This is a genomic window from Variovorax sp. 01T439_2 (assembly GCF_056398445.1).
The window spans coordinates 1-9920 of record NZ_JBFTPJ010000334.1 but is presented as its reverse complement, the minus strand read 5'-3'; the positions used below and the strand labels follow the sequence as shown (position 1 = coordinate 9920).

The window sequence follows — 9920 nt, the reverse complement described above, 5'->3', positions numbered from 1 at the left end:
CTGCTGGGCTGGGCCGCGGCGCAGCTGGCGCAGGGGCTCGATCCCGCGTGGCAGCCCGAGGTCGTGCATGCGCACGACTGGCATGCGGGGCTGGCGCCGGCCTACCTGCACTTCGCGCGCGAGGCCGGCTTGACCCGCGCGGGCAGCGTGTTCACGGTGCACAACCTGGCCTACCAGGGCATCTCGGCGCCGTGGAACTTTGCCGACCTCGGCCTGCCCGCGCCGGCGTTCCACATGAACGGGCTCGAATACCACGGGCAGGTGTCGTTCATGAAGGGCGGCCTCTACTTTGCCGACCGCCTGACCACCGTGAGCCCGACCTACGCCCGCGAGATCCAGACGCCCGAGCAGGGCTTCGGCCTGGACGGCCTGCTGCGCCTGCGCGGCGGCGTGCTCACGGGCATCCTCAACGCGGTCGACGACGAGGTCTGGAATCCGGCCACCGACAGTGCGCTGGTGCAGGGCTACCACACGCCCGAAGGCCGCCACATGGCGGGCAAGGCGCGCTGCAAGGCCGTGCTGCAGCACCAGCTCGGCCTGGCCGAGCGCCCCGATGCGCCGCTCTTCATCCTGGTGAGCCGGCTCACCGAGCAAAAGGGCCTGCACCTCGTGCTCGGCGGCCTCGACACCCTGCTGGCCGAAGGCGGCCAGCTCGCGCTGCTCGGCAGCGGCGAGGCCGGGCTCGAGCAAGCCTTCCGCGAGCGCGCGGCGGCCGCGCCGCGCGCGGTCAGCGTCACCATCGGCTACAACGAAACGCTCGCGCACCAGCTCTTCGGCGGCGGCGATGTGACGCTGGTGCCGTCGCTCTTCGAGCCCTGCGGCCTCACGCAGATGTACGGCCTCAAGTACGGCAGCCTGCCGCTGGTGCGCCGCGTCGGCGGCCTGGCCGACACGGTGGTCGACTGCACGCTCGAAGACATGGCCAGCGGCCATGCCAGCGGCTTCGTCTTCGACCGCTTCGATGCCACCGACTACGATCGCGCGCTGCGGCGCGCCTTCGCGCTCTACCAGCGTGCGCCCGACTGGCGCCGCGTGCGCGGCAATGCCATGCGGCGCCCGGCCGACTGGGCCAGCGCCGCCGGCCAGTACATCGAGGTCTACCGGCAGGCGCTCGAGTCCGCCGGCACCTGAACCAAGCGCCACGGCACACAACCCCACCACTCTTCACCGAAGCCCATGACCATCAAAGACTTCGCCTACGACCATCCCGACCGCGACGTGGCCGCGTTCAAGCGCGCCGTCGCCAACAAGCTGATCTACGCGGTCGGCAAGGACCCCGTCGCGGCCAGCCAGGACGACTGGCTGCACGCCACCGCTCTGGCCGTGCGCGACCAGCTGGTCGAGCGCTGGATGGCGACCACGCGCGCCAACTATGCGCAGGACCTGAAGCGCGTCTACTACCTCTCGATGGAGTTCCTGATCGGGCGCACCTTCACCAATGCGCTGCTGGCGGTCGACCTCTACGACACGGTGCGCGAAGCGCTGGCCGACTTCGGCGTCGACATGGCGGCCCTGGCCGAGCGCGAGCCCGATGCGGCGCTGGGCAACGGCGGCCTCGGCCGGCTCGCGGCCTGCTTTCTCGACTCGATGGCCACGCTCGGCGTGCCGGGCATGGGCTACGGCATCCGCTACGAATACGGCATGTTCCGCCAGCGCATCGTCGACGGCCAGCAGGTCGAGACGCCCGACTATTGGCTCACGCGCGGCAACCCCTGGGAGTTCCAGCGGCCCGAGGTGAACTACCGCGTGCGCTTCGGCGGCCGCGTGCAGAAGCGCGAGGGCACCAACGCGCCCTACGGCGCGGCCGACTGGGTCGACACGCACGACGTGCTGGCCGTGGCCTACGACACCATCATCCCGGGCTACGGCACGCAGGCCACCAACACGCTGCGCCTGTGGTCGGCGCGCGCCACCGAGGAAATCGATCTCTCGGCCTTCAACCGCGGCAACTACATGGCGGCGGTGGAGAGCAAGAACCACTCCGAGAACGTCTCGCGCGTGCTCTACCCCGACGACTCCACGCCTTCGGGCCGCGAGCTGCGGCTGCACCAGGAATATTTCTTCTGCAGCGCGAGCGTGCAGGACCTGCTGCGGCGCTACCTGCGCAACCACAAGAGCTTCGACCAGCTGGCCGACAAGGTCAGCATCCACCTGAACGACACGCACCCGGTGCTCGCGGTGCCCGAGCTCATGCGCCTCCTGCTCGACGAGCACGGCCTGGCGTGGGACACGGCCTGGGCCCACACGCAGAAGGTGTTCAGCTACACCAACCACACGCTGATGCACGAGGCGCTGGAGACCTGGCCGGTCGAGATGCTCGGGCGCATCCTGCCGCGGCACCTGCAGATCATCTACGACATGAACGCGAAGTTCCTCGCGGCCGTGACGCAGAAGGCCGGCAACGACGTCGAGCTGCTGCGCCGGCTCTCGCTGGTGGACGAAGCGGGCGAGCGCCGCGTGCGCATGGCCTACGTGGCGGTGCTCGCGAGCCATTCGATCAACGGCGTGTCGGGCCTGCATTCGGAGCTCATGAAGCAATCGATCTTCGCGGACTTCGCAAGGATCTTCCCCGAGCGCTTCAACAACAAGACCAACGGCGTCACGCCGCGGCGCTGGCTCGCGCAGGCCAACCCGCCGCTCGCGAGCCTGCTCGACCAGCGCCTGGGCAAGGGCTGGCGGCGCGATCTCTCGCAGCTCGAGGCGCTGCGGCCGATGGCGGCCCAGCCGCCCTTCGCGCGGGCCTTCCGCCATGCCAAGCGCGAGAACAAGCTGCGCCTGGCCAACTGGGTCGAGCAGCACATGGGCCTGGTGCTCGACACCGACGCGATGTTCGACGTGCAGGTCAAGCGCATCCACGAATACAAGCGGCAGCTGCTCAACGTGCTGCACGTGGTCACGCGCTACCACCGCATCCTCGATGCGCAGGCCGCGGGCGCGCCGGTCGACATCGTGCCGCGCGTGGTGGTGTTCGCGGGCAAGGCGGCCTCGGCCTACCAGATGGCCAAGCTCGTGATCCGGCTGATCAACGACGTGGCCCACACCATCAACAACGACAGCCGTGTCGGCAAGCTGCTGAAGGTGGTGTTCCTGCCCAACTATAGCGTGAGCCTGGCCGAGGTGATCATGCCCGCGGCCGATTTGTCGGAGCAGATCTCCACCGCAGGCACCGAGGCCTCGGGCACCGGCAACATGAAGTTCGCGCTCAACGGCGCGCTCACCATCGGCACGCTCGACGGCGCCAACGTGGAGATGCGCGACAACGTGGGCGCGGAGAACATCTTCATCTTCGGCAACACCACGCCAGAGGTGGCCGACATCCGCGCCCGCGGCTACCAGCCGCGCGACATCTACGAAGAGAACGCCGAGCTCAAGCGCGTGCTCGATGCGATCCGCGACGGCGCCTTCTCGGCCGGCGAGCCCTCGCGCTACCAGGGCATCTACGACGCACTCGTGAACTGGGGCGACCACTACCTGCTGCTGGCCGACTACGCGAGCTACGTTGCGAAGCAGGCCGAGGTCGATGCGCTCTACCGCGACCCGGACGCCTGGACGCACATGGCCATCCTCAACGTGGCGGGCATGGGCGCGTTCTCGTCCGACCGCACGATTGCGCAGTACGCGCACGAGATCTGGCACACCAAGCCCGTGGTGCTGGCCTGAGCCTTCGACTTTCTCCCTCCTGCCGGGGGAGGGCCGGGGTGGGGGCACGTCGGCCTCGATGCCTTCGCGTCATCGGATGCGGGGCCAGCCCCCATCCCAGCCTTCCCCCGGAAGGGGAAGGAGCAAGACAGGATCAGCGCGGCGTTTCGGGCGCCGCCTTGGCCTCGGTCACGAAGCCGATTCGGTTCAGGCCCGCCTTGTTCGCAATGCCCATCAGCGCCACCAGCTTGCCGTAGGGCACCGTCTGGTCGGCGCGCAGCTGCACCTCGGTGTCCTTGCTGTCGGCGGCGGCCTTCTGCAGGCGGGCGGCCAGTTCCTCGTCGGTCACGGGCTGGTCGTTGAGGAAGGTCTTGCCCGCGGCATCGACCGACACGCTCACGAACTTGGGCGTGTCGTTGGGCTGGCCGGCATCGGTCTGCGGCAGGTCGAGCTTGATCGAGCTCGCCATCAGCGGCGCGGTGATGATGAAGATCACGAGCAGCACCAGCATCACGTCGACCAGCGGCGTGACGTTGATGTCGGACAGCGGCCGCTGTCCGCCCGCCCCGGTCGCGCGCCCGCCGCCGGCGGCACTGCTGCCCAGGGAGGTGCGACCGAAGGCCATGGCTCGTGCGCTCCGTTCGGCTAGGCCGACACCGGCATGGGCCGCGCGGGCGGCGGCGCGGGCAGTGTCGGCGGGCTGCCGAAGCTGCCGAGCAGGTCGTGCGCAAAGCCCTCGAGCTCGGCTTCGATGCGGCCGATGACGCGGCCGAACACGTTGTAGGCCAGCACGGCCGGAATGGCCACGGCCAGGCCGAAGGCCGTCATCACCAGCGCCTCGCCCACCGGTCCGGCCACCTTGTCGATGGTGAAGCCGCCGGTCTGGCCCGCGATGCCCGACAGCGCGCCGTAGATGCCCCACACCGTGCCGAGCAGACCCACGAAGGGCGCCGTGGCGCCGACGGTGGCCAGCAGGATCTGGCCGGACTGCAGGCGCCGCAGCGCGCCATGCAGCGCGCCGCGCAGCGCCCGCGTGAGCCGCTGGTTGCGGTCGCCGGTGGTGGCGCCGAGCGTGGAATCGCCTGCATCTGCTGCCGCTGCCGCGTTCCTGATGGCGCTCACGGCCGGACCCACCAGCATGGCGCGGTCGAAGGCCTGCAGGCGCTGCTGCGCATCGGCGAGCGTGGCCGACTGCCAGAATGCCGCAATGCTGCGCAGCACGTCGCGCGTGCCGCCGCGCAGCAGCCAGGCTTTCCACAGAATCACCACCCAGCTGGCAATCGACATCGCAAGCAGCAGCGCCGCCACCGAGCGGCTCACGCCGTCGCCCTGGGTCAGCAGTTCGAGGACGCTCATCGTTCTTTCAGCGCAAGCCCAGCACGTCGAACATGTCGAACAGGCCCGCCTTCTGGCCGGCCAGGAAGCGCACGGCGCGCAGCGCGCCCTGCGCGTAGGTGACGCGGCTCGCGGACTTGTGGGTGATCTCGATGCGCTCGCCGGTGCCCGCGAACAGCACGGTGTGGTCGCCCACGATGTCGCCGCCGCGGATCGCGGAGAAGCCGATGGTGGACGGGTCGCGCTCGCCGGTGATGCCTTCGCGCGCGTACACGGCGCAGTCCTTCAGGTCGCGGCCCAGCGCGCCGGCGATCACTTCGCCCATCTTGAGCGCGGTGCCCGAGGGCGCATCGACCTTGTGGCGGTGGTGCGCCTCGATGATCTCGATGTCGTAGCCCGTCGAGAGCGCCTTGGCCGCCATTTCGAGCAGCTTGAAGGTGACGTTGACGCCCACGCTCATGTTGGGCGAGACCATGATCGCGATTCCTTGAGGCCGGTGCGCAGGTCGGCCACGATCGGCACGCCGCTCGTGAAGCCGAGGAACGCAGCCGCATCGGCGCCGATGGCGTTGCTGCCCGCCATGTCGAGCGCGCCGGCCAGCCGGCAATCGGGCGCCTCGCGCACCGCCTCGACCAGCATGCGGCCCATGCGGCCCGAGGCGCCCGCAATCGCGATGCGCCGCAGCGGCGGCGTGGAAGACCCGGAAAGGGACGAAGAAGTGGAAATGGATTCAGTCACGCGGATTCAGCCTTCGAAATTGGCATGGAAACCGGCACGCCCGCCCGACCCGGCGGGTGCGCCCGCCCTCGCCCTGGGTTTGGCGCGCGCTCAGCGCGCGGCTTCGAGCGGGGGGTATGCGGCGGGAAGCGGGGGCAGGCTGGTGGCCGTGGCGGTGGCATCGGCCTTCTTGCCGTCGTCCTTGGGGGCGAATTTCTTGAGCTCTTCTTCCGACGCCTCGAGCGGCGGCACCTTGCCGCTCTTCTTGCGGGTGTCGAGCGTGGCGACGAATTCTTCCTCGCTGGGCATCGGGTCGCCCTCGAAGCGGTCGAGCAGTTCGCCGTTGAAGAAGACAGTCAGGCGGCGTTCCTGGGGATCGACGCCCTGGCGCCTGATCGTGAAGACGTAGTCCCAGCGGTCCTTGTGGAAGACGTCGGTCAGAAGCGAGGTGCCGAGGATTTCGCGCACCTGCTGGCGCGACATGCCGGGCTTGAGCGCCTCGACCTGTTCCTTCGACACGAAATTGCCCTGGACCACTTCGACCTTGTAGGGCGTGATGGCCGTCAGCGCACCACGCGTGCGATCGCTGAAGCCGCTGCAGGCACCGAGGCAGAAGGTCGCGGCGACGGCCGCGGCCAGCAGCCAGGGACGGCGTTGGAGAATGGCAGGCATGGGAGGAAAAAAGGGGGTAGCGATATGATCGGCCATTGTAGCGGCTGGCCCTTTTTGGGGCCTGTCTGCAGCCCAGGGCGCAGGAACCATCATGGCCAATATCGACGAACTCAAGAACACCGGCCTCAAGGCCACTCTGCCACGCCTGAAGATCCTCGAGATCTTCCAGACCGGCAGCCAGCGCCACATGACGGCCGAAGATGTTTTCCGCGTGCTCCTGAACGAGCACTCCGACATCGGCCTGGCCACCGTCTACCGCGTGCTGACGCAGTTCGAGCAGGCCGGCATCCTCGAGCGCAGCCATTTCGAAAGCGGCAAGGCGGTCTACGAGCTGAACGAAGGCACGCACCACGACCACCTGATCTGCACCTCGTGCGGCAAGGTCGAGGAGTTCTACGACGCCGAGATCGAGCGCCGCCAGCAGATGATCTCCAAGGACAAGGGCTGGATCCTGCAGGACCACGCGATGTCGCTCTACGGTCTGTGCGGCGACTGCGTAAACAAAAGATAGCCGGTCAGTCCCCGTCGCGCCCGCTTTCCATCGCCTTGTGGTGGCGCGCCACGAAATCGGCATAGGTGTCGATGCCGCGCAGCTGCAGGATCGAGTTGCGCACGGCGGCTTCGACCAGCACGGCGATGTTGCGCCCGGCCACCACCTGGATGATGACCTTGCGCACCGGAATGCCCAGCACATCCTGCGTGAGCGGCGCCGAGGGCATGCGCTCGTAGTCGCGCTCGAAGCTGTCGCGCCGCACCAGGTGCACGATCAGCTTGAGCCGCATCTTCCGCCGCACCGCCGTCTCGCCGAAGATCGCGCGGATGTCCAGAAGGCCGATGCCGCGCACCTCCAGCAGGTTCAGCAGCAGGTCGGGGCAGCGGCCCTCGATGGTGTTCTGGTTGATGCGGAACAGGTCGACCGCGTCGTCGGCCACCAGGCCGTTGCCGCGCGAGATCAACTCCAGCCCGAGCTCGCTCTTTCCGAGCCCCGATTCGCCGGTGATCATGACCCCCATGCCCAGGATGTCCATGAACACCCCGTGCATCGAGGTGCGTTCCGCGAAATGCTTGGACAGGTAGGCACGCAGCAGGTCGATCACGAAGGCCGACGACTCGCGGGTGGCGAACAGCGGCAGCTGGGCGCGCTCGCAAATCGATAGCAGCTCGTCCGGCGCGGCCTGGCCGTCGGCCAGCACCAGCATGGGCGGCTCCAGCGTGACGATGCGGGCGATGCGCCGGGCGCAGTCTTCCTGGCTGCCGCGCGTCAGGTAGGCCACTTCGCGCGCGCCCAGGATCTGCACGCGGTATGGATGGATGTAATTGAGGTAACCGACCAGATCGGCCGCCGACTGGGCGCGGCTGATGACTTCAGGGTCGAACTGGCGCTCTGACGCCCCGAGCCCGGCGAGCCATTCCCAGCGGAGCGACCCGCGGAATTCCTCGAACATGGCGTCGGCACTGATGACGGTCGGCTTCATGCGTGGGGAGATGGCGCTGCGCGCCTAGTTGGAGGCCGGCCAGAATACCGCGGAACCGGCCCGGCGGGGCCGCGGGAGCCTCTGGGCAGGCACTTCAGGCGACTTGCGTCGACTGCCAGCCGGCAATGAGTCCGTGCAGTTCGGCCGCGTCGGTGCTCGACTTGATCTGCTCGCGCAGGTTAGCGTCGCTCAGCAGCTCGGCGATCTCGGAGAGGATTTCAAGGTGCTTCTGGGTGGCCGCCTCGGGCACCAGCAGGAAGATCAGGAGCCCGACGGGCTGCTCGTCCGGCGCGTCGAAGCCGATCGGGTTGGCCAGCTGGAAGACCGCGGCCATGGGGGCCTTGAGGCCCTTGATGCGGCCGTGCGGAATGGCCACCCCGTGCCCGAGCCCGGTGGAGCCGAGGCGTTCGCGTGCGAACAGGCTGTCGGTGATGAGCGCGCGGCCGAGGCCGTGAAGGCTCTCGAACAGCAAGCCGGCTTCTTCGAAAGCACGTTTCTTGCTGGTAGCGTCAACGCTCACAAGCACTTGAGCGGGCGGCAGGATGGACGCGAGGCGATTCATGGTGGGGGAAGGGCGGGGGCGATTATGCACCCGCTTGGTAAAAACCCCCACTCCCGTTACTTACTTTTTGGCTACATGTTGCCCGGAGGCCTCGCAGCCTTGTCAGCGCCGGTAACAGCAACAGGCAGCAAAAAGCCGCCCGCAGGCGGCTTGTCGGCAGGGGCTGCAGCCCTCTGGCCCGTGGCCTGCTACATCACGCGCTTGGGCGCGGCGTGGTGGTGGTCCTGCAGGCGGTCCTTGTGGCGCACCACCTGGCGGTCGAGCTTGTCGACCAGTTCATCGACCGCAGCATAGAGATCAGCGTGGCTCGACTCCGCGAACATGTCGTTACCCTTGACGTGAATGTTGCACTCCGCCCTTTGGCGGCGTTCCTTTTCCTTCTGCTTTTCCACCGTGAGGAGCACCTTCACATCGACCACCTGGTCGAAGTGCCGTGTGATCCGGTCCAGCTTGCTCGTGACGTAGGTGCGCAAGGCAGGTGTGACGTCGAGGTGATGACCGCTGATCGTCAAATTCATGAATGACCTCCTGAGAATTGACGGTTGGGAAAATGGCCCCGCTCCGGGATGGGGCGCGGCCGGCGAAACAGATATGGGGGTTGGGGGAGAAAAGGGGAAGAAGAGAAAAGATGGGACGGTCGATTCACTATGCCCAAGCTGTCACGGTATTGCAATAGCAGACTTCTCCGGGTGGCGGACGCCGGCGKACCATGCGCTGCTCACGCTAGCGATTCCATAGCGGCCCGCGCATGCAGGCCCGCCGATGCGGCACTTTGGCAGCAAGTGTTTCAGTGCGTCACCAGCGGTGACCCTGCCGGGCGAAGGGCCGGCCGGCTCAGCTCCAGGCCGCGCGCATGCGGTTGCGCAGGTCGATCACCGCGGCCGGCGGCGGCACTGCGGGCGGGCGCGCCGGCGGCGGCGGCCAGGTCTGCTGCTCGAAGCCGGCAAGATCCGATTCGGAAATGAAGCGCGTGCGGTTGGCATACAGGTGCCGGTCGCCGCGCACGGCCTGCTGCGTCACGTAGAAGCGCTGCGGCACCAGAAGATGCAGGTGGTCGCGCGCCCGCGTCATCGCCACGTAGAGCAGCCGCCGCTCCTCCTCGAGTTCGTGCGCGCTCTGCGCCACGTCGGCCGGCAGGCAGCCGTCGACCACGTTGAGCACATGCACCGAATTCCACTCCTGCCCCTTGGCCGAGTGGATGGTCGAAAGAATGAGGTAGTCCTCGTCGAGCGAGGGCGGGCCCGGCTTGTCGCTGGTGGCTTCGGGCGGATCGAGCGTGAGTTCGGTCAGGAAGCGCTCGCGCGAGCCGTAGCCCGAGGCCAGCCGCGCCAGCTGCTCGACGTCGCCGCGCCGCACGCCGGAGGGGTCGTCGTAGAGCCGGTCCAGGTGCGGCAAATACCAGCGCACCGCCAGTTCCACATCGGCCGGCCACGGCAGCGAGGGCGTGCACAGCGCGGCATAGGCTTCGGCAAAGACCGCCCACTCCTCGCGGGCGGCCGAGGGCGGCACGAATTCGCGCA

10 protein-coding genes and 1 pseudogene are annotated in these 9920 nt (G+C 68.2%); 3 read left to right on the top strand and 8 right to left on the bottom strand.

Translation table 11 applies throughout. The annotated features are described in order from the left end of the window. Both glgA and AC1DOC_RS16815 read left to right on the top strand, forming a co-directional pair. Positions 1 to 1131 (top strand): glycogen synthase GlgA (gene glgA / locus AC1DOC_RS16820; protein ID WP_478130118.1); only part of this gene is annotated, 1131 nt, incomplete at its 5' end. 45 nt (positions 1132 to 1176) lie between these two features. After that, a complete protein-coding gene (locus tag AC1DOC_RS16815) occupies positions 1177 to 3660 on the top strand; it encodes a glycogen/starch/alpha-glucan phosphorylase (protein WP_478084460.1) in 2484 nt (827 codons plus the stop codon). 133 nt (positions 3661 to 3793) lie between these two features. Here AC1DOC_RS16815 and AC1DOC_RS16810 read toward each other — a convergent pair whose 3' ends face one another. The 4 genes and pseudogenes from AC1DOC_RS16810 to AC1DOC_RS16795 form a co-directional block, all read right to left on the bottom strand. Beyond that, entirely contained in the window at positions 3794 to 4264 is a 471-nt protein-coding gene (locus AC1DOC_RS16810; RefSeq protein ID WP_478079731.1) for an ExbD/TolR family protein, read from the bottom strand. Between the two features lie 20 nt (positions 4265 to 4284). Beyond that, positions 4285 to 4995: a MotA/TolQ/ExbB proton channel family protein gene (locus tag AC1DOC_RS16805; protein ID WP_478084458.1), complete on the bottom strand. Its 711-nt coding sequence runs from the start codon at positions 4993 to 4995 to the stop codon at positions 4285 to 4287. A gap of 7 nt (positions 4996 to 5002) precedes the next feature. Then, a pseudogene (dapB, locus tag AC1DOC_RS16800) lies at positions 5003 to 5622 on the bottom strand (4-hydroxy-tetrahydrodipicolinate reductase). Positions 5623 to 5802: 180 nt separating this feature from the next. Then, a complete protein-coding gene (locus AC1DOC_RS16795) occupies positions 5803 to 6363 on the bottom strand; it encodes an outer membrane protein assembly factor BamE (protein ID WP_012745570.1) in 561 nt (186 codons plus the stop codon). A gap of 91 nt (positions 6364 to 6454) precedes the next feature. On the opposite strand from AC1DOC_RS16795, the gene fur reads away from it, so the two are divergent. After that, the gene (gene fur / locus AC1DOC_RS16790; protein ID WP_012745569.1) at positions 6455 to 6874 is read left to right on the top strand and encodes a ferric iron uptake transcriptional regulator; all 420 of its coding nucleotides are present in this window, start codon (positions 6455 to 6457) and stop codon (positions 6872 to 6874) included. A gap of 4 nt (positions 6875 to 6878) precedes the next feature. Here fur and hprK read toward each other — a convergent pair whose 3' ends face one another. The 4 genes from hprK to AC1DOC_RS16770 all read right to left on the bottom strand — a co-directional run. Beyond that, on the bottom strand, positions 6879 to 7838 hold the full coding sequence (gene hprK / locus AC1DOC_RS16785; RefSeq protein WP_012745568.1) for an HPr(Ser) kinase/phosphatase: 960 nt from the start codon (positions 7836 to 7838) through the stop codon (positions 6879 to 6881). Positions 7839 to 7932: 94 nt separating this feature from the next. Next, complete coding sequence (locus tag AC1DOC_RS16780; RefSeq protein ID WP_012745567.1) at positions 7933 to 8400, bottom strand: PTS sugar transporter subunit IIA; 468 nt, start codon at positions 8398 to 8400, stop codon at positions 7933 to 7935. Positions 8401 to 8588: 188 nt separating this feature from the next. Next, the gene (gene hpf, locus AC1DOC_RS16775; protein ID WP_012745566.1) at positions 8589 to 8918 is read right to left on the bottom strand and encodes a ribosome hibernation-promoting factor, HPF/YfiA family; all 330 of its coding nucleotides are present in this window, start codon (positions 8916 to 8918) and stop codon (positions 8589 to 8591) included. 316 nt (positions 8919 to 9234) lie between these two features. Next, positions 9235 to 9920, bottom strand: a 686-nt coding sequence (locus tag AC1DOC_RS16770) for a 3'-5' exonuclease (RefSeq protein ID WP_478130117.1), incomplete at its 5' end; no start/stop codon positions are given.

Coding starts and splice junctions, on each gene's coding strand:
- AC1DOC_RS16815 (WP_478084460.1), top strand. CDS start 1,177: ATGACCATCAAAGACTTCGCCTACGACCATCCCGACCGCGACGTGGCC.
- hpf (WP_012745566.1), bottom strand. CDS start 8,918: ATGAATTTGACGATCAGCGGTCATCACCTCGACGTCACACCTGCCTTG.
- AC1DOC_RS16805 (WP_478084458.1), bottom strand. CDS start 4,995: ATGAGCGTCCTCGAACTGCTGACCCAGGGCGACGGCGTGAGCCGCTCG.
- fur (WP_012745569.1), top strand. CDS start 6,455: ATGGCCAATATCGACGAACTCAAGAACACCGGCCTCAAGGCCACTCTG.
- AC1DOC_RS16780 (WP_012745567.1), bottom strand. CDS start 8,400: ATGAATCGCCTCGCGTCCATCCTGCCGCCCGCTCAAGTGCTTGTGAGC.
- AC1DOC_RS16795 (WP_012745570.1), bottom strand. CDS start 6,363: ATGCCTGCCATTCTCCAACGCCGTCCCTGGCTGCTGGCCGCGGCCGTC.
- AC1DOC_RS16810 (WP_478079731.1), bottom strand. CDS start 4,264: ATGGCCTTCGGTCGCACCTCCCTGGGCAGCAGTGCCGCCGGCGGCGGG.
- hprK (WP_012745568.1), bottom strand. CDS start 7,838: ATGAAGCCGACCGTCATCAGTGCCGACGCCATGTTCGAGGAATTCCGC.